The sequence below is a fragment of the Sedimentisphaera cyanobacteriorum genome, assembly GCF_001997385.1.
In the GTDB taxonomy this organism is placed as follows: domain Bacteria; phylum Planctomycetota; class Phycisphaerae; order Sedimentisphaerales; family Sedimentisphaeraceae; genus Sedimentisphaera; species Sedimentisphaera cyanobacteriorum.
The window spans coordinates 1,647,269-1,672,557 of the sequence record NZ_CP019633.1 but is presented as its reverse complement, the minus strand read 5'-3'; the positions used below and the strand labels follow the sequence as shown (position 1 = coordinate 1,672,557).

Here is a 25,289-nt window from a genome sequence, read left to right as displayed (position 1 = left end):
CTATTTTTTCCTTCAAACCTAAGCTTTATAATCTTTTTCAGCCTTAAATATATTTTCAATCAATCGGTAAACAGTTGTGCCCTTCTGTTTTGGCCAGCCGGCAGGATTGCTGTTTTGTCTTTTAGCCCTTTCTACAGCTTTCAATATCATTTTGCGGTTAATTTTTGCTGGGTTGATATTTTTTCCATCAACAAGATATTTCTTCAGCCTTTTGGTGCAGGTTTTAGAATCGGAAGCTTTTTTTCCGTCTTCGAAATGAAGCAGCAGCCAATATTCAAATTTGGGATTGCTCACAGCGAGCCCATAATTTTGTCTTTGATCTGCCCATTTTAAAAGCGAAAGCAGCTGGGCATCTTGCCAATTGTCCTTATCTACTACTAACCACGCCTCGTCAGTTTTTTTAAGTTTTCTTCTTTCAGAGCGTCTTTCATTCGTTTCAAAACTTTCTGAGGCGCACTTTTGCTTTTCGCTTTGATTGAGCGTATTGAAATAGCTGAGGCATCGCTGTTAAATAAACTGAAATACTGCGGCTCAGTTTTCTGGCCTTCAACCGACAGCAGGAAAAGCTTTTTGTATCTTCTTCTTTTGGTTGGCCTTGAGAGTTTACCAGCCATAGACTTTCCCCTTTCATCGCGCAGAAACCAAAGGACCTATATTCGGCACGCCGCCCATACGCCCCTGCAGATAGCTCTTTCTGATATCCTTGTCGTATCTGACATCCTCAAAATCGCTTATTGAATAAAGCTTAGAAACGCCTTCTTTATTCCTCTCAGTAAGCCACATTTCATCACGCCTGAATATGCTTTGGTCGAAAAGAGTTAAATCGTGCGTTGTAAACAAAAGCTGAGATCTTGAATCCTTTCCAAAGGCCGAAAGGAAAAAAGAAATCATATTCCTTGAAAGCAGTGAATGAAGGCTCCTGTTGAGCTCATCGATAATGTAAACCCTTGCTGATTTTCTGCTTGAGAGATCAAGGAATGCAGGCAAAAGCTCTACAGCCCTTTTAGAACCGTCTGATTCCTGATTGAGTTCAAATTTATGCTCTGTGCCGTTCTTGTTTTTGTGGTATGTAACGAGCTTTTTGGCAGACAGCCTGCCCTTGTTTTTTGTTACAATAATCCTCTCGTCCTCGAGTCCTGCAATAATAATTTTCGCAGCCTTTCCTTCAGGTATCTCCTCGAGAAGATTATCTTTTTTGCCCTCCGGCAGCGGCAGATTATCTACAGCCACTGTTTCCCCGCCTATATGGTCGATGCCTGTGTCAAGGCCGGAAATAATCTCGTTTATGCTGTCATAAATTTGGCTTTCCTCATTCATCATCTGCTCAAAGGATCCGAATCTTGTGTCAGGTGCGATAAGCATAAGTTTATCCTTGAACCAGTCGTAAACAGGCTTGAAAATTTCTATTCTCTGAGAAACTGAATTGGTAAGAAAAAGCTGGTTTTCTCTTGTCCCTTCAAAAGCAAATTTTAGATGCTGATTTGCTGAGAGAGAACTGCCCAGCTTAAGCTCGCCGTTTATTCTTTCATATAGAAGCTTCTCAGATGAGGGCTTTATCTGGGTTAGTTTTTCCGTTAAAACCTTTTCTGAATTAACAGAAAATTCCAGCTCATAAACTTTACCTTCAGAAAAAACAGCAATATTAAACCAGCTTGGACTTTCCGCAGACTCTTGGTCTAAGCAAAAATTTTGAACAGGGATTGATGTTTCTGGTCTTGTGCCTTCCACAATAAATCTCTTGAGAAATCGGAAGGCCTTGAAAAAGTTCGTCTTGCCCGAGGCATTCCCGCCGTAAACAGCAGAAATTGGAAGCACATTTTTCTTTACTGTCTCAAGTTTTGCAAGCCTTTCTCTGTGCTGTTTTTCTCTTGAAGCAATCATGGAAAAATTTGCTTCATCACGAAATGACATCCAGTTTTTTAAGGAAAAATTCAGCAGCATTTTGTCCCTTTCGCTTAAAATTTCTTATTTAGCTTTGATATTATACGCTTATAAGACAAAAAATCAAAGTGAAAGAGAAAATTTCTCGTAAAATAGCTTAAGGCAGTTTTCTCAGGAGGGTTGTTCTCAGGATAATTTCCAGCAGAAGAGCAGCGAAAGCAGCCATTGCGAAGGGCTCAAACTTCTCTGCATAGTTGTAGTAGGCAACGGATTTGATTTCGGTTTTCTCTAAGCGGTCTATTTTTTCGTATATTTCCCGCAGCTGTTTTGGGCTGTCTGCCCGTGCATAGAATCCGCCTGTTTTTTCGGCAATTGAATTCAAAAGCCTTTCGTTTATCTGGGCTCTGCCTATATTAAAGAACGACCTTTGAGGCATATTAGAGCCTATCCCCACAGCGTAAATCTTAATTCCCCACTCTTCAGCGAGCTGGGCAGCCTTCTCGGGTGTTCTCTCGCCTGCATTGTTCATCCCGTCAGTAAGCAGTATAACAGCCTTGCTCTTGATTTTGAAATCATTGCTGAGCTCTTCGCCGGTGAGCTTTTCAGAGGTTTGTGAAATCTGCTTTTCCGCCTCCTGCAGACGCGCTGCTGCGAGGGCTATCGCATCGCCGATTGCTGTGCCGTCTTCCTGCTTGTATTTCACCGTTTCAGACTGTTTGAGAAAATCTATCAGGATGCTGTGAGTTAGCACGAGCGGGCAGAGCGTGTCGGGGTAGCGGGCGAAAGACACAAGCCCGATCATATCGCCGCTTCTGCCTTTAAGGTTTCCCTTGCCGCCTTTGATGAAATCTTCAATTACCATCTTCACAGCATCGAATCGGCTTATCTTCTGCCCCTTATACACCATCGGCTCATTCATACTGCTCGAACGGTCCACAACCAGCTGCATAGCAACGCCTTCAGTTGATACGTTTGAAAGCTCTGTGCCTTCCCTCGGCCTTGCAGCTGCAAACACAAGCAAAACAAGGCATACCCATCGCAGAAAATCCGGCAGCCATATAAGCCTGCTTCGCCAGCCTGTCCCGCAGTTTGCGAAAACACTCAAATCCGAATACCTTAAAAAGCTTTTCTGCTTTCTGCCCCTGAGCCTCTTCCAGACCAGCAGAAGAAAAACAGCAGCCAGAAGAAGAAACGCAAGCGGGCTGTGAAACTCAAACATCTTCGGCCTCCAGGGCTTTCCCTATAGATTTGGCCTCATCCTCCGGTACAAGGAAGTTATAGTCCTCGGTGGTTCTGATAAATTCCTTCGCAGATACCATCATATCCAGAGCCTGCTGCTGAGAGGGAGAGAATCCCGCAAACTTCACAAGATCGGCCTTTTCAAGAAAACTTTGAAGCGTTTTCCTCTGCTCGTCGGTAAATATGCCTCTGCCGGAAGCGTCTTCGAGGAATTCCTCCGTTGTCATATCCGTTGCAGGCAGACTGAAACGAACCTGAATATAGCTTCGTAAAAGACTGCTGAGGATAAACACGTATTCCTTCATCTGCCCGTTTTGAGGCTGGTTGCGGAATTTGAGCGCTTCGAGGAATCTGTAAGCGGATTTATGGGGCAGGGCGTATTTTACCTCTTCCCGAGCCTTCTTCCTGCGTTTTGAGATGAAGAGCCATATTCCTGCTGCTGCCAGAATCAGCCCGGCAGCCCAAGCGGCAACAGCAAGCTTGTTTATCGGCACCTCAGCAGGTTCAGGCTCAGGGCTTATTCTTTCAACGAGCTTCTCTGCGCCTTCGTTTTCGAGCGTCTTTTTTTCTTCGCTTGTAAGGGCGGATACCGCTTTAAGCTCAATCTTGCCGAAAGGCTGCACCACCTCCTTGTCTTCAAAATCGGTGTAAACAAATTTGAACAGAACCTCAAAGCTGCCCATCTGTTCGGGCTCGATCTCGTAAACGAGCTCTGAGCTGGCTCTGCTTTTCTCGCTCAGCGTTATCTTATCACTGCCCGCCTCGAGCTTTGCCCTGCTTATAACCATTTCACCCTTGCCGGAATACTGCACAACAGCTTCTGAAGTGCTGCCGAAGGTGATTTGGGTGGTCTCAATAGTGAGCGAGGCTTCTATATCCTCGTTTGAGAGCTTCAGATTTGCCGCAAGGCATACCAGCCCCGCAGAAAGTATTAATAAAAAAGCCCTTCTGATCATCTGCGTTTTCTCCGCATATGAAAGAACTTAATAAAATCATTGATATAAGGCTCGCCCGTTTCCACGTCTATAAAGTCGATTTTTGCCCCTCTAAGCTCTGTCTGAAGCTCTTCCTTCCACCTGCGGGACATTTCTTCGAACCTTCTGCGAAGTCCCTTATCCGAACAGTCAACGGTGATTGTCTCGCCTGTTTCGAGGTCTTTCAGGTCTATAAGCCCCGCTGCGGGGAGCCTCTTTTCCATCCTGTCCTGAACGCATATACCCACAACATCATGCCTTCTTCTAAGCAGGCTCAGCGGTCTGATGTAGCTGTCTTTCGCTGAGGGCAGAGGGAAGTCTGATATAAGGAAAACTGTAGAGCGTTTTTTGGCAATCTTTCCTAAATAGTCCAAAGCCGAGGAAATATCCGTTCCCACTCCTTGGCCTGAAAAGCTCAGGATTTCTCGTATTATCCTGAGAACGTGCTTCCTGCCTTTCCTCGGCGGGACAAAAAGCTCGATTTTGTCTGAGAACATCAAAAGCCCCACCTTATCGTTGTTTCTGGTGGCAGCGAAGGCAAGCACAGCTGAGATCTCTGCTGAAAGCTCATTTTTCCGGCGGTCTTTTGTGCCGAACTCGCCCGATGCGCTCACGTCCACAGCGAGGATAACCGTGTTCTCACGCTCCTCCACAAACCGCTTCACATAAGGCTTGGACTCTCGGGCAGTTACGTTCCAGTCTATATCACGCACGTCATCGCCCGGAACGTATTCACGCACGTCTTCAAACTGAATCCCCCGCCCCTTGAAAACGCTCTCATATTCGCCGGCGAAGCTCGCACTGACAAGGTGGGAGGTGTAAAACTGAATTCGCTTTATCTTTGCTGTGAGGTCTTTATCTAACATACCTAAAACCGCTCAAAAGCCATCTGCGTGCTCGCTACGGCACTTCCACATTGTCGAATATCATCTTCACCACATCCTCGCTGGTGATCTCCTGCGCCTCGGCCTCATAGCTAACGATAATCCTGTGCCGGAGCACATCCATTCCGATAGTCTTCACGTCCTGCGGGGTTACGTATCCTCTTCCCTTGAGGAATGCCTGAGCTCTTGCAGCGAGTGCAAGGGCGATTGTAGCTCTCGGGGAGGAACCGAAATTGATAAGCGAGGCAAGGTCTGCATTGATAACCGATGGATGGCGGGTTGTATGCACAACCTCAACGATATAATCCTTCACCTTCTGGTCTATGTAGATCTGCGAGATCACCTCTCTAAGCTCAAATATAGAATCCGGCGAGATAACCGAATTTATCGCCTCGGCTGTCTTGGGATTTGTTTTGAGCTCAAGGATCTGCCTCTCCTCTTCTTTTGTTGGATATCCCACGCTTATCTTAAGCATAAATCTGTCCAGCTGAGCCTCGGGCAGCGGATATGTGCCTTCCTGCTCGATAGGATTCTGCGTTGCAAGAACCAGAAACGGCTGAGGTAGCTGGAAAGATTCATCTCCAATAGTAACCTGCTTTTCCTGCATCGCCTCCAGAAGGGCGCTTTGCACCTTGGCAGGAGCCCTGTTGATCTCGTCTGCAAGGATTATATTTGCGAAAACCGGTCCCTTTCTCGTGTAAAACTCCCCGTCAGACTGTCTGTAGATCTGCGTTCCCGTGAGGTCGGCAGGCAGCAGGTCGGGAGTGAACTGAATCCTGCGGAAATCTGCCTTAATCGCCTGCGAAAGTGCAGTAACAGCGGTGGTTTTCGCAAGCCCGGGCACACCTTCAAGCAGGATATGCCCGTCGCAGAGGATCGCAATCAGCATCCTCTCAAGCATATAACGCTGCCCGATAACAGCTTTTGAGGCCTCTGAAAGAAGAGGCTCTATTATACTGCTTTTTTCCTCAATTTGAGCATTTATTCTGTCAATATCAACCGGCATCTGTAAATCTCCGTTAGAAATAATTTTTGAGCTGAAAGCACGGGCAGAATTATATTTCAGCTCTTATTTAATGCAAGCAGTGTGAAAGCTTTAGAGAACAAAACAGATGCCGGCCGGAGCGTCAAATCTTTCAGAATTTAAGCTTCAAATCCAGCTGGAAGCGGTCGTAGCTGAGCTGAGGCTCTGAAATTTCACCTGTAATAAATGCTGCACCCAGCGAAACATTTTTGTTAAGGGCGTATTTGGCCTGTATTTTGTGGCCGTCGCCGCCTAATCTGCCGCCGAGGAAGTCTGAATCGGTAAATGCGCTCATAGCTGAATCAGATTCAACATCACGGTAGTTGTAGCAGAAGGCCATATCACCTTTCTTCTTCGCGCTGCCCAGCTCGATTCCAGCAAGCCAGCCTGTATCTTCCTGCACGCCCGAGGCGGTGTTGAGAACGTAGTCGCCGAAAAGGGTTATCGGGAATTCTGTCGGCAGGCTAATCTCCCCAAACGCTTCGAAGAGGTTGTAGTCGTAGATGTATTTCTCGATGCCTGCGTCTGAGTAGGTGGAGTTTCCGCCGCTTTCATTAACTTCGTAGATTGTTCGCGAGTCCTGCACATTTCCGTAGTCGAAATAGCCGGCACCAACTAAAACCTCTGTTTCGCCAAGCTTCATTTCGATACCGCCCTGAAGGCCGAAGAGGTCTTGGTCAACATCGCTGCTGTTTTCCTCAACCCACATCCCGCCGGCATTTGCGAAGATGTTCGCCTCGCCGAGCTTGCCGCTGTATTGCAGCGCAGCACCTTCGGGATTTACATCGCTGTCCCAGAGCAGCTGGCTGCCTCCCGGACAGAAAAACGGATTCGATGTTTTACCCAGATTAAGCTGCCAGCCTTCTGCAGGCCGCCATTTCATATATGCCCTGTCCAGCCAGAAATCCTTGCTCGCAAAGCCGCCGTCTAAAGACTGATTCGCTGATACGGGATCATCATTGCCGCTTGCAAGACGCAGATGATAGCTTATCTGATTGGTAATTATCGCCTTCAGGCTGATTCTCGCCCTTATTCTGTTGCGGTGTCTTGAATCTTCGCCTTCCTGATCAATGCTCTCATAGCGATAGCGAAAATCCCCGCTGACCTGCATATCTTTCGTCCAGCCGAAGCCCTCTTCGATCTCTGCAGTCTTTTCCTGCTGGAGCTGCTGTTCGCTTTCGATTTTGCTGAGTCTGGACTTGAGGCTTGCTATCTCCTCGCGGAGCATCTCGATCTCTTCTGCGCTTGCGCTGCCTGAAGCGAAAGTACCGCTCGCTATCACACCGCAAATGGCCGCTGCAATCAGCTTAGTCTTAATCTGCATTTCGTTAAACCTTTCTAACATTAATATGGAATTAGGAAATTATTAGGTTTATAATTGCAGATTGTTAGGCCGAAATTTGCTAATTGTTAGCAGTTGGTTAGAAACGCAAATATTTATTAACGTCCCAAAGTTTGTGGGTTCTGTACTTTTATAGTCTTTAGAGCAAGCATTACATTGTCCAATAACCTCAGTTTTTCGTGCCAGTATTTTTCCCATTGATTTTCTGAAGTAAATCTTTTAATGATAATTCTGGCCATCTTTGCCGCTCCTTCTTCGCTCCAGCCAAATGCGATGCGTTTAAGGCGTCGACCAAGCTCTCGCATCATCCGTTCTATCATGCTGGAAACCCGCGGAGTTACAATACCTGTCTCCAGCCAGCGGCGAGCATAGCTGAACATATTTTTAGCTGAACGGTTCAGGTAATCGGCTGCTATTTTATATTCCTTCTCCAGCAGTTTGCCTATCAGCTTATGAAGATCACTTTCGGCACTATTGACAGCATCTTGCAAATCTTTCTTGTCATCATCACAGACCTTTTCAAAATCTTCCTCGGGAATTTCAATACCAATTACGGCATTCAATTCTTTCTGCTTTTGCTTACGTTCAAGTTTGCCGGCATCATCCTTCCACATCGTATAATCCAGATCCCGAACCAGGTGCCAATGGCTTCTTTGGCTATCATTGCAAAGTTTGGCCAGACTCTTAACCAGACCTGTTTCGCCCTCGCTTACAAGCATATCGGCAACAAGCTCTTTGTTCTTACGTTCGCCCTTGACCAGCGAGGATATCTCGTCCCAGCTTTTACCGCTGAATGCCCCTAAAGGCACCACAGAACTACTTCTGGTGACTCCTAAGGCAACTCTGAGCTCACCGCGATTACTTATGCGTTTGTCCTTATCGGGCCGACGCTTAAAGCCGGTGCCGTCAGCAAAAAGAAGACTGAATGTATCTGTGCCGGTATCAATCTGATCGCACTCGGTCTGTACAACCCAGCGATGGGCAGTGCTCTTTGGAACAGGTATGCTGCCGATAGATTCAAGATGAGTGCTGCTTCGGCGATAACTTTGTTCGCTTACAATTTCTGTAACCAGCTTTTCCAACTCCAATGTCTTTGACTGGTAGGGTGCAAGGCCTAAAAAATCTCTCAAAGGAGTTATTGTCTTGCCGCATTTAACGCACTTTAAGCGACGCCAGCTAATCTTGACTGTGCCGACAGAAGTCCTGAACTGGCGAAGAGACCTGTCATGATATTCAAACCGCTCATTGCAGCAGCATGATTGGCCGGTATTATCCGATTTACCTTGAACAATGTTCATACATATTCGCTCATCAATCAACTGAAGAATCAGGCTTACAAAACCTGCCATAGCCTCAGTTTCAAATAACTCTTTGGTCCTGAAAACCAATTCATCTAAAGAAAATCCATTTTCTGATGTGGCACTTATCAGTTCTAATGATATAATGTTCTGCATGGCTTGAGACTCCTGTGATAAAAGTATTATCTTATCTATAACACTATATCACTTCTCAAGCCTTTTGCAATTTATCCACAAACTTTGGGACGTTATCAAATATTTTTCTAATCTGCCTCTAATGCCGATTACAGCTTGATAATTTTGTTGTATCTTTTCCGAACCAGCCTTGCAGGAGCTTCTCACTAGAGCTGATGAAAGCACGTTTTAACCACGTAATAAGGGTTGTATGTCGTGATAGAGCGGTATGGTTTTGGTGCTGAAGCTGGGTTTGTTTGGTTGTCTTTACCCAGCTGAAAGCCTGTTTAAAACGTGCGCATTAAAAAAGCGGGCAATTTAAAACTGCCCGCTTCTGTATTCTGGTTATTCAAGCATTAAGCCTGATTTACAGCATAGCAGCCATTTTGCTCATAAGGTCTGCTGCGCGGTTTGAGTAGCCCCATTCGTTGTCGTACCATGAGATTACCTTAACCATATTCCCGTCGATAACCATCGTGCTGAGTGCATCGAAGATGCTTGAGTGCGGATCGCCAACGATATCGCTTGATACGATCGGGTCCTCGCAGTAAGACATAATGCCCTTCATCGGGCCTTCAGCGGCCGCTTTAACAGCAGCATTCACGTCTTCAGCAGTAACGTCTTTGCCCAGCTCTGCTGTGAGGTCAACGCATGAGCCGTCAATTACCGGAACACGCATAGCACCGCCGTTGAGCTTGCCGTTAAGGTCAGGAATAACCTTCCCTACTGCAGCAGCAGCTCCTGTGGTGGTCGGGATGATGTTGTCAGCAGCAGCACGTGCCCTGCGGAGGTCCTTGTGGATCATATCGCCAACGTTCTGGTCGTTGGTGTATGCGTGGATAGTTGTCATAAGGCCTCTCTTGATGCCGAAGCTGTCGTTGAGAATCTTCGCTACCGGAGCAAGGCAGTTTGTTGTGCAGCTTGCGTTTGATGCGCAGTCGATGTCTTTTGTCAGGTCTGAGTCGTTTACGCCCAGAACGATTGTGCCGTCGATCTCATCCTTTGCCGGAACAGAAAGAACAACTTTCTTAGCGCCCGCCTTGATGTGATCGCCGTAGCCGCCTTTCGGGCCTTCTTTTGTACGGAAGATACCGGTTGACTCGAGAACGATATCAACGCCCATCTCTTTCCAAGGAAGCTCTGCAGGACTCTTAACAGCAGTAACCTTAATGTCCTTGCCGTTTACAACAAGACCGTCTCCGCTTACGGATACTTCCCCGTCCCATTTGCCCATAACTGTGTCATACTTGAACAGGTGAGCAAGAGCTTTTGGGTCTGCAAGATCGTTGATAGCTACCAGATCAAGGCCGAGGCCTTTGTTCTGGAGGATAACACGAGCTACAGCTCTACCGATTCGACCGAAACCATTGATCGCAACCTTTGTTGCCATAGTTCAATCTCCTATAATATTAAACGTTAAATATATACGTATATACGCACTTTTGATGAACGTACTACAAACTCAGGCAAGTATATTTAAAGTGGTGCAGCAGTCAAGTAAATAATAGCTCCAGGAGGTTGCCGGCGATGGGCAATATTTTTTAGACAGGATTGACAGAGTGTTTTTAAACCAAGAAGGGAGCGAAGGACACGAAGATTTTTGTAAGATATTTTATAGCAATGATTTACATTCATAAAATTATCTGTGCGATCCGTGTCATCTGTGGATAATAAACTTTGATGCGGCATAAATCTGCGAGATTTTTTTTCCGAGCTGCGTTTATAATGCGGCCAAGCCTGTGGGCATTAAAAAAAGCTCGGCGATATTACTCACCGAGCTTTAAATTTCTTATCAGGGCACTGAATCGTTAAGGAGTCTGACGTAAAAGGCTAAGCAGCTAAAATTTTGGCCTAATTGCCTTACTGCTTAGTTTTTCATCCCTTAGAAAGGAGGTGATCCAGCCGCAGGTTCCCCTACGGCTACCTTGTTACGACTTAGTCCCAGTTACCGAGTTCACCGTAGGCAGCCGTCTCTCCGAAGAGTTGACAAGCCGACTTCGGGTGCTCCCGATTTCCATGACTTGACGGGCGGTGTGTACAAGGCTCAGGAACATATTCACCGCGTCATTGCTGATACGCGATTACTAGCGATTCCAACTTCATGTTCTCGAGTTGCCAGAGAACAATCCGAACTGAGGCAGACTTTGTGCGATTTGCTCAACCTCACGGCTTTGCGTCGATCTGTATCTGCCATTGTAGCACGTGTGAAGCCCTGGGCATAAAGGCCATGAGGACTTGACGTCATCCCCGCCTTCCTCCGGTTTAACACCGGCAGTCCCGTTAGAGTCCCCAGCTTAACCTGCTGGCAACTAACGGCAAGGGTTTCGCTCGTTCAAGGACTTAACCCAACATCTCACGACACGAGCTGACGACAGCCATGCAGCACCTGTGTAAGTTTCACTCTCCGAAGAGAGCAGCCCGGTCCTGTTTCCAGGAAGGCATCCAAACATGTCAAACCCAGGTAAGGTTCTGCGCGTTGCTTCGAATTAATCCACATGCTCCACCGCTTGTGTGAGCCCCCGTCAATTCCTTTGAGTTTTAGCCTTGCGACCGTACTCCCCAGGCGGTGCACTTAACACTTTTGCTACGCCCGCAATAATGTCAGAATTACTGCGAACCAGTGCACATCGTTTACGGCATGGACTACCGGGGTATCTAATCCCGTTCGCTACCCATGCTTTCGTACCTCAGCGTCAGGTCATACCCAGCGGGCCGTTTTCACCTCTGGCGTTCCTCTTCATATCTACGCATTCCACCGCTCCACGAAGAGTTCCACCCGCCCCTGTATGCCTCAAGTTTTCCAGTTCGCCCCCCAATTCCCCGGTTGAGCCGGGGGATTTCAGAGAACGCTTAGAAAACCGCCTGCGTACGCTTTAAGCCCAGTGATTCCGAACAACGCTCGCCACCTTCGTATTACCGCGGCTGCTGGCACGAAGTTAGCCGTGACTTCCTTTAGAGTAGTTCTGCTTGCGCTTACTTGCTCTTGACAGCAGTTTACACCCCGAGGGGCTTCTTCCTGCACGCGGCGTCGCTGGGTCAATCTTTCGATCATTGCCCAAGATTCGTTACTGCAGCCCTCCGTGGAGGTCCGGGCAGTGTCTCAGTCCCGATATGGCGGACCAACCTCTCAGTCCCGCTACCCGTCGTTGCCTTGGTGAGCCGTTACCTCACCAACTAACTGATAGGGAATAGGCCGCTCCGATGCCGATAAATCTTTGATTGCCTGCCCTGCAGCTGGCAATGTTATCAGGTATTACCGCCCCTTTCGGTAGAGAGCAAGCTCTCGACGCTATACCTGTGCATCGGGTACGTTACCTATCCGTTACTCATCCTTTCGCCACTAGCCATGAAAGGCTCGTGCGACTTGCATGTCTTAACCACGCCGCCAGCGTTCGTTCTGAGCCAGGATCAAACTCTTCAATTTAAATCCTTATCTCATAAATCTACTGTTTAAGCGATTTGTGTGATTTCTTTTTTACGGATGCTTCACACTCCAGTTTCTCGCAAGGAGTATGATTTATAACACACCTGTGTTATTATTTAAGCCTTAATTATGCGGTGCGAGCCGCAAAAATTAAAGCACTCCTAACGATTCTGGTCTGTACCCTGTTAAGTTGTTAAAGAACTCCTCGACAGCCTTCGCTGACAAGGAACGTGGAATTCTATAGAATTGAGAAGCTAAGTCAAACCAATTCTAAATAAAATTATGAAAAGATTAATTTTTTTATGTTCTATTGGCTGTGAAGGATTAAAATAATGCCCGAAAAGAGTAATGGGGGAGTATAGCTTACTTGGCTTTCAGAGAGAGATTAGATTGAAAACTAATGCTGTAATTATTATTTTTGCTGTTTCTGCATTATTCGCAGAAGTCAGGTTTGAAAACAAAACTTCTCAGCTCGGTCTGAAGCTTAGAAGGGGGCAAACAGCCTGCGCAGACTATAACCGCGACGGCTGGACAGATATATGCAGCAGCGGCGAGCTTTGGCGAAACAATGAAGGCAGAAATTTCGAAAAGGTTTTTCAAAGCCGAGGCAGGGCGGTATTTGCAGATTTCAACAACGACAGCTTCCCGGATATGTTCGTTTACAATAAGCATAAACTGCTGATAAATCAGAGCGGAGAGGGATTTGAAGAAGCAGAATTTCCTGACCTTGAGATTGATTCAAGCCTTGCGGCCTGCTGCGCAGATTTCAATTCAGACGGTTTTACGGATGTTTATGTTGCCGGCTATGAGAACTGGAAGAAAGGGATCACATATCCTGATGCGCTGGTTGTAAATCAGAAGGGCAAAGGCTGGAAGAAGCTTTGGACTGAGAAGAAATATCGAGCCAGAGGGGCGTCTGCCTGCGATTTCGACCGAGATTCAGATGCTGATATTTATGTGTCAAATTACAGGCTCCAGCCGAATCTGCTGCTGATTAACAAGGGCAGCGGTAAATTTGAGAACAAGGCGAAATTTTACAAAGCAGAGGCAGGGAGCAGAAAAATCAGCGGGGGGCATTCGATAGGTGCAGTGTGGGCGGATTTTGATAACGATGGGCTGTTTGATATATTCGCAGGAAATTTCGCCCATAAGGATTCAAGGGGAAGGCAGCCCGAGTCGGTTTTTTTGAGGAATAATGGCTTGCAGAATGATTTCCGATTCGAAAATATGGGGCAGTGCGGCCTGCATTATCAGGAGTCTTATGCATCTCCTGCGGCGGGTGATTACGATAACGACGGGGATCTGGATTTGTTTTTCACCACTGTATACAAGAACGCATCTTTCGGCCGACAGGATCATCCTGTTCTTTACAAAAACGAAGGCAGCTGGCAATTCACAAATGTTACAAAACAGGCAGGGCTTTCCGGTTTGGGGCCAACGTATCAGGCGGCATGGGCGGATTTCAACAACGACGGCTTTCTTGATTTGGTAACGAATCGCAAAGTATTCATCAATCAGGGCAATAAAAATTCATGGCTGAAAGTGGGGTTGGCTGGCGATGGAGAGCAAATTCCAAGAGATGCAGCAGGAACGCAGGTTTTGATTGAAACCGGGGATAAAACTTTAGTAAGGCAGGTTGAGATCGGAACCGGGCAGGGCAATCAGAATGAGAAGACGCTTCATTTCGGATTGGGCAAAAGGCAGAAAGCTGTGGATCTTAAAGTACGCTGGTTCAATGGAGCTGAGCAGAATTCAACCGATACTGCTTTGAACAGCTTAGTAAAGATCGCATTCAGTCCTTCTTCTCAAAAGGGCATCCCAGATCTTAACCCTCGATATAAAGTGCGTTCGGACAGCCCGCTTCTGGGCAAATAAAAAAGGGCTGCTTCTCAAATAGAAACAGCCCCAAAGAAATTGTCTCAATACTGAAAGCTTTTATTCGCTGCTCTCAAATTCAGCATCTATTACGTCATCGTCTTTTTTCTTCTTTGAATCATCGGTTCCCTGTTGTTCTGTCTGCTCGCCGGCCTGCTGCTGTCCGCCTTCAGCCTGCTGATTTTGAGCCGCTTCTTCATAAAGTACTTTTCCAAGCTCCTGCGAGGCTTCGCTGAGCTTTTCGATAGCTTTCTGTATAGCGTCTTTATCCTCACCTTTCTGAGCTTCCTTGAGGTTGTTAAGAGCGTTTTCTATATTGCTCTTTGCCTCTGCGGAAACTTTATCGCCGTGTTCCTTGAGCGTTTTCTCAGTTGAGTAAACAAGCTGGTCTGCCTGATTCCTAACCTCAATAAGCTCTTTGCGTTTCTTGTCTTCTTCAGCGTGCTCCTCGGCATCTTTCTTCATCTTTTCAACTTCTTCTTCGGTAAGCCCGGAGCTGCTCTTAATTTCGATAGACTGCTCTTTCCCGGTGGCAGTGTCTTTTGCGCTTACGTGAAGAATTCCGTTTGCGTCTATATCGAAAGACACCTCAATCTGCGGCACACCTCTCGGGGCTGGCGGAATATCGCTGAGCTGGAATCTTCCAAGCGTTCTGTTGTCCTTGGCGAATTCACGCTCACCCTGAAGAACATGAACATCCACGGCAGTTTGATTGTCTGCTGCTGTTGAGAATACTTCCTTCTTGCTGGTCGGGATTGTAGTATTTTTTTCTATAAGCTTGGTCATTACTCCGCCGAGTGTTTCAATACCCAGAGAAAGCGGGGTAACATCCAGAAGCAGAATATCCTTAACGCCTTCATCGCCTGAGAGAATTGCTCCCTGCACAGCAGCGCCGAGAGATACTACCTCATCAGGGTTGATGCTCTTGTTCGGGTCTTTGCCGAATATGGACTTGGTGATTTCCTGCACCTTCGGAACCCTTGTAGAACCGCCTACAAGAAGAACCTCAGCAATATCTTTAGATTCAAGACCGGCATCTTTTAATGCCTGTTTGCAGGGGCCTTTGAGCTTTTCAAATACATCTTCTGCAAGAGCCTCGAATTTGCTTCTTGAAACATTCATCTGAAGGTGTTTTGGTCCTGAAGAATCTGCTGTGATAAACGGCAGGTTGATGTTTGCCTCAAGCTGGGTTGAGAGTTCGCATTTGGCCTTTTCAGCGGCTTCCTTGAGCCTCTGATGAGCCATTGGGTCTTCTCTCAAGTCTATGCCGTTTTCCTTGCGGAATTCGTCTGCAAGGTGATTCATAAGAACTTCATCGAGGTCGTCGCCGCCGAGGTGCCCGTCGCCGTTTGTGCTGAGAACTTCTACAACGTTCTCGCCGATATCAAGGATTGATATGTCGAATGTACCGCCGCCGAAGTCGAAAACTGCTATCTTTTCGTCTTTCTTTTTCTCGAGCCCGTATGCCAGGGCAGCTGCGGTAGGCTCGTTGATAATTCTTTCAACTTTGAGCCCTGCAATCTTGCCGGCATCTTTAGTTGCCTGCCTCTGAGAATCGTTAAAGTATGCAGGCACAGTGATCACTGCCTGATCTACTGTCTCCCCAAGGTAGTCTTCTGCTGTTTTCCTCAGGTCTTGAAGAATCATAGCGGATATCTCCGGAGGGGTGTAATCCTCCCCGCCCGCATGTATCTTCACAAGCTCATCTGTTCCCCCGCTTACCTTGTAGGGTACGGTTTTCTCTTCAGAGCTCACTTCGCCGTGTTTGCGTCCCATGAAACGCTTTACCGAGAATACGGTATTTTCGGGGTTTGTAACCTGCTGGTGTCTTGCTGTCTGGCCTACAAGCCTTTCACCCTTATCTGTAAACCCGACAACTGACGGGGTAAGTCTTGAACCTGAAGAGTTTACAAGAACCTTCGGGTTAGACCCTTCCATAAGAGCCACAACCGAATTGGTTGTACCAAGATCTATTCCTATAACTTTGCCCATTTTAAAACTCCTATATTCAAAGTTTAAATTTCAAAAAATCGTTCACTGGGCAATATAGCAATCCCCGTGCCACAAGCATTTTGCGTGTGTCAGGCAGTGAAACAGAGGCCGGAACGGTTATATAACCTTTTCAAGGTGTCAATATGACAGTTTGGCAAGCCTTATGTCAGACGGGCATTAGTATAGGAATTGACAGAGTGTTAAATATTATCCTGTCTTTAATGTTTTTATTGCTCGGGTTAATCAGCTGCATAAAAGAGATGTATGCGAGGTTTTTATTAATAATTAAAAAACTGCCCCTGCAAATCAGAGGCAGTTTGCTTGTGTTGTAAATTGAATTTTGTAAATCAGATTTTTTCGTTTGAGAGGTAATCGTTAATTTCTTTTGCTGCCGTTCTTCCGTGCCCCATTGCAAGTATTACAGTAGCCGCGCCGAGTGCGGCGTCTCCTCCCGCATAAACTCCCGGGAGGTTCGTTTCGCAATTATCGCCAATGTTTATATTTCCCCATTTGTTGTATTCAAGCTCAGGGGTGGCTCTTCTGAGCAGGGGGTTGGCCTTGTTTCCAATAGCCACGATTACAGTGTCAATCTCGAATTCCTCTTCCGAGCCTTCTATCGGAACAGGTCTTCTTCTGCCGGAATCGTCCGGTTCGCCGAGCTCAAAGCTCTGACACACCATAGACTTCACCCAGCCTTCATCATCGCCTTTGTATTCAATCGGGCTCTTGAGGATATTCACTTCAACGCCTTCTTCTTTTGCGTGGTGAATTTCTTCAATCCTTGCCGGCATTTCCTGCTCTGTACGTCTGTAAACAAGCTTCACGCTTTCAGCGCCGAGCCTAAGGGCGGTTCTTGCAGCATCCATCGCTACATTGCCCCCGCCAATAACGGCAACCTTTCCGCCCCTGATTATCGGCGTATCAGATTCACTGCCGAATTTGTAGGCGTTCATAAGGTTGGCTCGTGTGAGGTATTCATTAGCGCTGTAAACGCCTATGAGATTCTCGCCCGGTATATTCATAAATCTGGGCAGACCCGCCCCCACAGCGAGAAACATTGCATCGTAGCCGTCTTCATTCATAAGCTGGCTGATTGAGCGAGTTTTGCCGATAATGAAATTGCAGATTATCTCAACATCCATCTGCTGGAGCGTTTCGATCTCTTTTGCTACAAGCTCCTTGGGCAGCCTGAATTCCGGAATACCGTACATAAGTACGCCTCCGGGCTTGTGGAATGCCTCGAATACAGCAACCTTATGGCCAGCTCTTCTGCAGTCCGCAGCGGCAACGAGCCCGCCCGGCCCAGAGCCTACAATAGCTACCTTTTTTCCGGTATCCGGAGCAACCTTGGGTGATTCGGAATCACTTGCGCAGCGGTCTGCCACGTATCTTTCCAGTCTGCCGATAGAGACAGACTTCATCGGATCTTTCATCACCTTGCCCAGAGTGCAGGTTTCCTGACACTGCGTTTCCTGCGGGCATACCCTTCCGCAAACCGCAGGCAGAAGCGAAGTTTGCTTTATTGTGTCAAGGGCCTCGGTGAATTTCCCGTTTGCTATCTGCTTTACGAAGCTTCGTATATCAATCCGCACAGGGCAGCCGTCAATGCAGGGGGCGTTTTTGCAGTCTAGGCATCGCATCGCTTCAATTCTCGCCTGCTGCTCGGTGTATCCTTGGGCAACTTCGTTTATGTTGCTTCGCCTTTCATCGGGATCCTGTTCGGGCATCGGCTGCTGGGGAATCTTCATACGTTCTTTATTTGTAAGCTCGCCGGCAGCCTCTTTCTCCATCAGCTCTTTGAGAAGTTCCATATTGCTTTTCATTACAGTTTGCCCTCCAGTTTGCAGTTATGCTCAGCAACGGCCTGCTGCTCATATTTCTTGTACGAACCGAGTCTTTTGATCAGCTGGTCGAAATCAACCTTGTGTCCGTCGAATTCCGGCCCGTCAACGCAGGTGAATTTCGTTTCCCCGCCAACTTCTACTCTGCAGCCTCCGCACATCCCTGTTCCGTCAACCATTATGCTGTTGAGAGATACTATCGTCGGGATGTTATATTTTTTTGTCGTCTGGCAGCAGAATTTCATCATTACTGCAGGTCCAATAGCACAGCAGAGATCAACATCTCCGCCTGAGCACAGCTCTTCGAGGGGCTCGGTTACCAGAGCCTTTCTTCCGTAGGAGCCGTCGTCTGTTACGGCGATAGTTTTATCGCTAATCTCTTTGAACTGCTCTTCGAGGATGAGAAGCTCCTTTGTTCTTGCACCGAGAATGGAGATAACCTCGTTGCCAGCCTGCTTCAAAGCCTTAGCGATTGGGTAAAGCGGGGCATTGCCGATCCCGCCGCCTACGCAGACAACCCTGCCGTATTTTTCAATATCTGTCGGGTTTCCAAGAGGTCCGGCTACAGCATCAAAGCTGTCTCCAATGTTCAGCGAGGCAAATTCGAGAGTTGATTTGCCTACTGCCTGGAATATAACTGTTATCGTTCCCTTATCAAGATCAACATCAGCAATCGTAAGCGGGATCCTCTCGCTCCTGTCGTTATCGTAAGCGATTAATACGAACTGCCCGGGCTCTCTTGCCTCGGCAACGTATTTCGCTTCAATTTCCATTCTGTAAACATTTTCACTTAATTTTTCTTTGTCAACAATTTTGTGTGCCATAAGCAGTTCCTTAAATACAGCTAATTACCAAAAAGAAAAGCAATCTGCAGTAATTCAAGCAGATTACTTTTTAATGTCAAACTCAACCTGCATTATTTTGCAGGCTCTTTTTCGAGGATCTTATCAGCAAGCCCGTAATCTATTGATTCCTGAGCTTCAAGCCAAAGGTTTCTGTCGCAGTCTTTTACAACCTGCTCCTCGCTTTTTCCTGTGTGGAATGAGAGGATGCTGTATAGTCTCTTGCGAAGACGGATAATCTCCTTCGCCTCAATCTCAAGGTCGGTTGCTGGCCCCTGCATTACGCCGGATATCAGAGGCTGATGCAGCAGTATCCTGCTGTTTGGCAGCATACATCTCTTGCCTTCTGTTCCGCCGGCGAAGAGAACCGCCCCCATACTGGCTGCCTGCCCGATGCAGTATGTTGCAACGTCGCACCGGAGAAAGCGCATTGTATCATAAACAGCCAGCCCCGCGCTTACTGAACCGCCGGGAGAGTTTATGTAGAAATGGATATCTGCCTCGCTGTCTTCATTGCTTAAAAAGAGCAGCTGAGCTATCACCAAATTTGCTATGTTGTCGTCAACTCCGCCGCCGAGAAAAACGATACGGTCTTTCAAAAGACGCGAATAGATGTCGTAAGCTCTTTCTCCGCGTCCTTCCTTTTCTATTACCATCGGTATTAACTGATTCGATACCATTATTTTTCCTTATAAAGTTATTTGCAATCTAATCAAGATAACTGACTATCATTCCGGCGTTTCAAGAACGTCGTCGATAATGCCGTATTTCTTCGCTTCTTCTGCCGTCATATACTTATCTCTTTCGGTGTCTTCCTGAAGCTGCTCAACGGTTTTATTCGTATGCTTAGCGAGGATTCCGTTGATTATATTTTTGCTTCTAATAATCTCTTCGGCCTGAATATGCACGTCTTCTGCCTGGCCTGTTACGCCGCCCCAAGGCTGATGGATCATCACTTTTGCGTGAGGCAGTGCGAAGCGTTTACCTTCCGCTCCGGAGGCAAGTATTATAGCCCCTCCGGACTGAGCCCTTCCGATGCAGTATGTTGAAACAGGCGAGCTGATAAATCGCATTGTATCGTAGATTGCCATCGTATCATCCACGCTGCCTCCGGGAGAATTTATATACATGCTTATCTCCGCCCCGGGCTTATTATTCTCAAGGTGCAGAAGCTTCATAATCACTTCTGTGGACATCCTGTAATTGATTTCGCCTATCATAAACAGAATTCGGTTATCCAGAAGCATCTCGTCGAGAGTCATTTCCCGAGTACGCTGATAAGGAGGGCTGTAAGCTGATGCCCCGTAGAGCATTCTGTCTCTGATTGTTTCGTTCATATATTCGCCTTCTTGTTTATTTGTTATTCTTTATAATAATCCGGATAAAACCTTAAGTTTTGCATTATATATACAGCTTTGAATTTTTCTATGTTTTTTTGTGTCTGCCCAGCCATTATAGTTTTAGGCGGAGCTGTAATAAACAGTCAAAATAAAAATTTTGTTATTTTGCAAAAAAACAGGGCTTAAGCGGATAAACAGTTGAAATGATATTCAGGGGATAGAAATATGAAACGAAAATCAGAAGATTCCGATACGAAATTATTCCTGAATCTGGTTACCCAAAACCAGAGGCTGGTTTTCAGGTACATACTTTCGATTGTACCAAACTATTCTGATGCTGAGGATATTTATCAGGATACGGTAACCTCGCTCTGGGAGAAATTTGACAAATTCGAAAGAGATTCCAGCTTCACTGCATGGGCATGCGTAACAGCAAAATACAAGGCCCTTCAGTTTATAAGGAAGAGCAGGGAATCGAAAATGGTTTTTGATGATGATATATTAGAGCTGCTTAGCGGAGAGCAGGACAGCCCTGAATTAGTAAGGATAAACGGAATACTTAAAGAATGTATAGACCAGCTCCAGTACGGCTTTGCCCAAATAATAGAAATGAGATATCAAAAGGGATGGACAGTAAAGAAAATCGCAACCTTTTACGACAAAAGCATACATACCATTTACCGAAGACTGAACAATATACATCTTGTTTTGCTGAGCTGTATCGAGAGGAAGATGTAAATGTTTAATTCTAAGAATGAAAAAAAACAGTTCGGCCTTAAAGTATTAAAGCTCCTGGAAGGAACTGCGAGCAGAGAGGAATTCGATTCAGTTCAGGAGCTATTAAGAAAAAGTCCTGAGGCCAGAGCACTCTACAAAAAATATATAAATGTTTACGGGACCCTCAAAGAAGTAAACATCTCTTCTGTTCCAAACATAGACGATGAGCTTGCCAAGAAAATTATCGAAGCTGAAAAGCGTGCGCCTGCAATTAGAAAATGCAGGCATGAGAAGAAGCAGCCATGTCTTATTGAAGATGTGCACTACGATATCCCCAAGCGGCATTACAGCAAGTCTTCAGTGGCAGCATTTGCGGTTTCTGTTGCTGCAATGATTGCGATTGCATTGATTCTTACATTTGCACAAAGAACTGATCAGTCGATTAAGGCGGGTTATGTTGAGGATTCATTAAACGCAGAATTTTCCGATTCATCAGCCGCTCTCTCAAGCGGTGATATAATCTGGGCGAATAAAAAGGTAGAACTTTCCGAGGGCTTCCTTGAGCTTAAAACGCCCAGCGATGTCCATATAACGATTGAGGCTCCTGCAGAGTTTGAACTTACCAAGCAGAGCGATATACAGCTGAATTTCGGCAGCATTTATGCAAACGTAGGCGAACAGGGAATCGGATTTACCGTTCATTCCGATAATATGCGCCTTATAGACCTCGGTACTGAATTCGGAATTTATAAAGACAAAAAAGGCTGGACTGAAGCGCACATGATAAAGGGCAAGGCAGCCTTTATAAGCGGTAATTCCTGGCTTAAAAAGACTAAAAAAGAGCTGACAAAGGGAAAAGCTCTCGGAATCTCAGGCGGAAACTCCGATGCGGTAGAGATAAACTCGGAAACCGACAAATTTGCACGCTCTATAGAATCTCAATTCAAGGCTGTTTGGAGAGGGCAGAAAACCCTTGACCTTGCGGATATGGTAGGCGGGGGAAACGGCCTTGGAACAGGCAAATACAAAAGCGGATTAATGACGATAAAAGGAAAATATTCGGATAATATAAAAGACTTTGAATTAGTTTTCCATGAGTACTCTGATTATCAGACAGTGGATTCCCTTCCCCTTATCGATGGTGTCTTTATGCCGGACGGAGGCAAGGGGCCTGTTAAGGTGTCCAGCAAGGGTCATAAATCCAACGGACTTCCCGACACTAACGTAAAGTACAGGACAGGGGTAATAAACGGGGCCTTTCATCCGCGGGTAGGCCCTGTTTTGCCTCATGTGATGACTCTGAAAGGCGTCAGGCAAACATACCCGCAGACCTCCGCTATATATTTGCACCCCGAGCAGGGTGTTACCTTTGACCTTAAAAAGATTAGAGAAATTGCGCCGTATTCTCGTATATCCAGGTTTACTGCGAGATTCGGCCTTTCAGACAGCATTTTTAATGATCAAATATTCGAGAAACCTGAAAAATGGGCTGACAAATCCAGCTTCTCTTCGATTGTATGCGATATGCAGGTTATAGTGGACGGCAAGCTTCGATTTGAGGTGAATAATCAAACGCCGGTAGATAAGCCGGTAGATTTTGATATAAAACTAAACCCGAACGACCGTTTCCTTACGATCTGCTCCTTTGTTCCGGTCGGCAAGGGCAAGGGCAACGCCGGTTTGGCAATGCCGCTCTTCGTAAATCCGAAGCTTCACTTTGAACCGATCGAATAAATTTTGGTATTTTTGTGTTTTTAAGAGATTTAGCTATGTTAAAATTCGTTTATCTTTTAGTTTTCATAAGTTTTTCCTTTGTTCCTGCTTGGGCGGGGGAGATTGTCCCTTGGCTTAATGATTCAGAAGCTCTGGTTGACTATACCGCAGCCAAAGACGGCTCTTCTAATGATGTTCCAGAGCTTGATCCTGAAAGCGAGATTACTTTCGCTGCGAAATTCACTCCTTCTCAGGCGGATTTGGGCGAGCAGACCGGCCCGGTAGTTATAATTGAGGTAGGCGGCGTTTTGCACGGCAGCGGCCTGTATATCTGCGGCGGTCAGCTGGTTTATGCCGTTAGAACTGGGGGCGATGCTCCGGTTCGTGAATTGATGGATTTGGACAATGTTGACGGGGCTCTCTCAGTAGTGCTGGGTGAGCTGGATGCGAATCAGGAGAATAAGGTTTACGTGTCCCTAAACCTTCAGAAGGGTATGGTATTTTCTTCTGTAAATGGCCAGAGGCAGGTTAAATACCTTCTCAATGCCCCGCAGTCAACAGACCTTACCGGCAATCGAACCGCGGCATTTCTGGGCAAGAATCAGCTCTCTATCCATATGGGCGGCTTGAATGACAACTATACAGAACCTCTGCTTAATCAGAAAAACCGTCAGATTTTTCAGGGCGTTCAAGGCGCGCCTGTTAGAGGGCAGATTTTCGATCAGGCTGTAAGCCCTCCTGAGGCCTGCAATCCTTCTCCTGAAAGCGAAGCTGTTGTACCGGTTTCACTGCCTGCGCTGTCTTGGGCAGGCGGGATGTATGCCAGCAGTTACAACGTATATTTCGGCACATCGTATCAGGACGTTATGAATGCTCAGGAGTCTAACCACTTTGGCACGCTGATTTCGCAGCCTCAGATTTCCGGACCTGATTTGCAGGGACGTTTTGAACTTGACCTCGCTGAAAACCAGCTTTTCCTCGATGAGCAGACAACGTATCACTGGAAAGTCGAAGCGATAAATTCAAATTACGCTGAAAGTCCGTGGGAAGGGCAGGTATGGTCTATAACTACCGCTCCACTTGACGCTTCACCGAAGAATTTAAGCGCAAGCGGGATTCTGCCTTCTGTATCTCTCAGCTGGGAAAGGCCGGATGACCTTCTCCCACAGCTCTATCCAGAAGTCCTTTACGATGTTCTTATAGCCTCAGATGAAGGCTTCAATCAGATTGTATCATCCGTTACGGGCATCAGCGAAACTTCCTGGCAGGTTGATACAGCTGGAATGTATGTTGGCGAGCAATACTATTGCCGAGTTGACTGTTATGTCCCCTCGCAGCCAGATGTGCAGGCCGGCAGTGAGGTGCTGGAGCTTTCCTGCGACAATCCGAGAATGATTGAGGATTTCGACCAATACTCCACAGATACTCAGCTGCTTGCTGATTGGCAGGACGGCTCGTCAAATTCCACAGGTTCCTCGATTGAACTTGGCCTTCCCGCATACGGAAAATCCTTGAAAATCAGCTATCAGAATCAAAGCGGTACAGAAAAGTCGGAAGTTAAAAGAATTTTCAACAACCCTAAAGATTTCTCTGCCAGCGGGACTGAGATTTTAGAATTTTATTTAAGAGGAAACCCTGACAATCAGCCTTCAGATTTCTATGTTGAATTGGAAGATTCCGCAGGAAACAGCAGAAAGGCATACTTGCAGGAAGATTTGATTTATCCTGCTGCGTCTCGGGTAAGGATTAAGCTTGAAGAATTCTCAAGCGGGGGCGTTGATATTTCTGAAATTGCTTCTTTGGAATTCGGCCTTGAGAATTCTCCTTCTCAGCCCGCTGCAGGCGTGATTTCAATAGACTCTATAGCTCTGGACATCAAACGCTGCATTGAAAACAGCAATCAGCCTGCCGATATCAATGGCGACTGCCTTATAAACCTTCAGGACCTGCAGCTTTTAGCGGAAAACTGGCTTTTGCAGAGCCACTGGATTTTTGCTGCATCACAAGAGCCCGATGGGCTGGTGGTTTACTATCCATTCGACGAAACCAGCGGGGACGTTGCTCATGACAATTCGGGCAATTCGTACGATGCAGCTGTAGAAGCGGATAATCCGGACTCTGTCTGGGATTCGTCCGGTGCTGAAGGCGGATGTATAGAGCTGGACGGAAGCTTCGGAATAAGCCTTCCTGAGGGCGTTTTTGATTCAGTAAACCATGGATTCACAATCAGTTTCTGGTTTTTGGATCAGCCGGATGTATGGGAAACAAGAAATTCCATTGAATTCTTAAACGCTGCCTCAAGTACAGAGCTTGAGAGCGAGGCAGAGTATGAGTTTCCCGTTAATCCCGATGTTCAGGCCGGCTGGCATCATCTCTGCATTACGAATAAAGCTGGAGAATTAACTAAGATTTATAAGGACGGGGTTTTAGTATCTCAAGGCAAAACCTCGCTTACCTCTGCTGATTATCAAATGGCTGGTGGTTCCAGTATAGGTTCTTCCGCTTCAGGAGAAGGCCACTTCCTTCAGGCGAAAATAGATGAATTCAGGATTTACAACAAAAGCCTGAGCCACGAGGAAGTTGTGTATGTCTATGGCGGTACCTACCAGCTTGTTATGCAGCCGGTTTCGCCGGCGTTATGCCCCAAAGACCCGCTTTCAGATGGTGCTATAGATATTAATGATTTCAATCAAATAGCCATTTTGTGGCAGGAAAACTTTAAGCGGTGA

Annotated in this window: 18 protein-coding genes, 1 rRNA gene and 1 pseudogene; 4 read left to right on the top strand and 16 right to left on the bottom strand. The window is 46.5% G+C overall.

All coding sequences use genetic code 11. The features are described 5' to 3' along the window. Positions 1–18: 18 nt before the first annotated feature. The 11 genes and pseudogenes from L21SP3_RS06705 to L21SP3_RS06660 form a co-directional block, all read right to left on the bottom strand. Positions 19–393: pseudogene (locus tag L21SP3_RS06705) on the bottom strand (RloB family protein); the annotation flags it as partial. Continuing rightward, on the bottom strand, positions 378–614 hold the full coding sequence (locus L21SP3_RS12220) for an RloB domain-containing protein (RefSeq protein WP_161488128.1): 237 nt from the start codon (positions 612–614) through the stop codon (positions 378–380). The pseudogene L21SP3_RS06705 and the gene L21SP3_RS12220, both read right to left, overlap by 16 nt. A 13-nt stretch (positions 615–627) precedes the next feature. Then, the gene (locus L21SP3_RS06700) at positions 628–1,881 is read right to left on the bottom strand and encodes an AAA family ATPase (protein WP_227806744.1); all 1,254 of its coding nucleotides are present in this window, start codon (positions 1,879–1,881) and stop codon (positions 628–630) included. Between the two features lie 157 nt (positions 1,882–2,038). Next, positions 2,039–3,100, bottom strand: coding sequence for a VWA domain-containing protein (locus L21SP3_RS06695; protein ID WP_077540116.1), 1,062 nt, complete (start codon positions 3,098–3,100; stop codon positions 2,039–2,041). Continuing rightward, on the bottom strand, positions 3,093–4,076 hold the full coding sequence (locus L21SP3_RS06690; protein ID WP_077540115.1) for a hypothetical protein: 984 nt from the start codon (positions 4,074–4,076) through the stop codon (positions 3,093–3,095). Before L21SP3_RS06690 ends, L21SP3_RS06695 begins: the two co-directional genes overlap by 8 nt. After that, a complete protein-coding gene (locus tag L21SP3_RS06685) occupies positions 4,073–4,960 on the bottom strand; it encodes a DUF58 domain-containing protein (protein ID WP_077540114.1) in 888 nt (295 codons plus the stop codon). The genes L21SP3_RS06690 and L21SP3_RS06685 overlap by 4 nt, the downstream gene beginning before the upstream one ends. Before the next feature lie 34 nt (positions 4,961–4,994). After that, complete coding sequence (locus L21SP3_RS06680; RefSeq protein WP_077540113.1) at positions 4,995–5,984, bottom strand: AAA family ATPase; 990 nt, start codon at positions 5,982–5,984, stop codon at positions 4,995–4,997. 130 nt (positions 5,985–6,114) lie between these two features. Then, positions 6,115–7,326, bottom strand: a complete 1,212-nt coding sequence (locus L21SP3_RS06675) for a putative porin (protein WP_161488127.1) — start codon at positions 7,324–7,326, stop codon at positions 6,115–6,117. Between the two features lie 116 nt (positions 7,327–7,442). Then, positions 7,443–8,798, bottom strand: a complete 1,356-nt coding sequence (locus L21SP3_RS06670; RefSeq protein ID WP_077540111.1) for an ISH6 family transposase — start codon at positions 8,796–8,798, stop codon at positions 7,443–7,445. Positions 8,799–9,183: 385 nt separating this feature from the next. Continuing rightward, entirely contained in the window at positions 9,184–10,206 is a 1,023-nt protein-coding gene (gap, locus tag L21SP3_RS06665) for a type I glyceraldehyde-3-phosphate dehydrogenase (protein ID WP_077540110.1), read from the bottom strand. A 496-nt stretch (positions 10,207–10,702) separates the two neighbouring features. Further along, positions 10,703–12,240: ribosomal RNA gene (locus L21SP3_RS06660) — 16S ribosomal RNA — on the bottom strand. A 390-nt stretch (positions 12,241–12,630) separates the two neighbouring features. Between L21SP3_RS06660 and L21SP3_RS06655 the strand changes: the two genes are divergently transcribed. After that, a complete protein-coding gene (locus L21SP3_RS06655; RefSeq protein ID WP_161488126.1) occupies positions 12,631–14,115 on the top strand; it encodes a CRTAC1 family protein in 1,485 nt (494 codons plus the stop codon). A gap of 60 nt (positions 14,116–14,175) precedes the next feature. Here L21SP3_RS06655 and dnaK read toward each other — a convergent pair whose 3' ends face one another. The 5 genes from dnaK to L21SP3_RS06625 all read right to left on the bottom strand — a co-directional run bounded on the left by dnaK (position 14,176) and on the right by L21SP3_RS06625 (position 20,127). Next, a complete protein-coding gene (gene dnaK / locus L21SP3_RS06650) occupies positions 14,176–16,107 on the bottom strand; it encodes a molecular chaperone DnaK (protein ID WP_077540108.1) in 1,932 nt (643 codons plus the stop codon). Between the two features lie 347 nt (positions 16,108–16,454). Further along, entirely contained in the window at positions 16,455–17,930 is a 1,476-nt protein-coding gene (gene gltA, locus L21SP3_RS06640; protein ID WP_077540106.1) for an NADPH-dependent glutamate synthase, read from the bottom strand. Next, the gene (locus L21SP3_RS06635; RefSeq protein WP_077540105.1) at positions 17,930–18,772 is read right to left on the bottom strand and encodes a sulfide/dihydroorotate dehydrogenase-like FAD/NAD-binding protein; all 843 of its coding nucleotides are present in this window, start codon (positions 18,770–18,772) and stop codon (positions 17,930–17,932) included. Before L21SP3_RS06635 ends, gltA begins: the two co-directional genes overlap by 1 nt. 92 nt (positions 18,773–18,864) lie before the next feature. Beyond that, positions 18,865–19,470: an ATP-dependent Clp protease proteolytic subunit gene (locus L21SP3_RS06630; RefSeq protein WP_077540104.1), complete on the bottom strand. Its 606-nt coding sequence runs from the start codon at positions 19,468–19,470 to the stop codon at positions 18,865–18,867. A 48-nt stretch (positions 19,471–19,518) separates the two neighbouring features. After that, positions 19,519–20,127: a ClpP family protease gene (locus tag L21SP3_RS06625; RefSeq protein WP_227806743.1), complete on the bottom strand. Its 609-nt coding sequence runs from the start codon at positions 20,125–20,127 to the stop codon at positions 19,519–19,521. 228 nt (positions 20,128–20,355) lie between these two features. On the opposite strand from L21SP3_RS06625, the gene L21SP3_RS06620 reads away from it, so the two are divergent. From L21SP3_RS06620 to L21SP3_RS06610, 3 genes are read left to right on the top strand one after another with little or no spacing between them, the layout of a single operon-like run. Next, a complete protein-coding gene (locus L21SP3_RS06620; RefSeq protein WP_077540103.1) occupies positions 20,356–20,868 on the top strand; it encodes a sigma-70 family RNA polymerase sigma factor in 513 nt (170 codons plus the stop codon). Beyond that, positions 20,869–22,581 carry a FecR family protein gene (locus L21SP3_RS06615; protein ID WP_077540102.1) on the top strand — a complete coding sequence of 571 codons (1,713 nt, stop codon included), beginning with the start codon at positions 20,869–20,871 and terminating at the stop codon, positions 22,579–22,581. Positions 22,582–22,616: 35 nt separating this feature from the next. Next, positions 22,617–25,289 (top strand): LamG-like jellyroll fold domain-containing protein, encoded by a 2,673-nt coding sequence (locus L21SP3_RS06610; RefSeq protein ID WP_077540101.1) that lies wholly within the window; start codon positions 22,617–22,619, stop codon positions 25,287–25,289.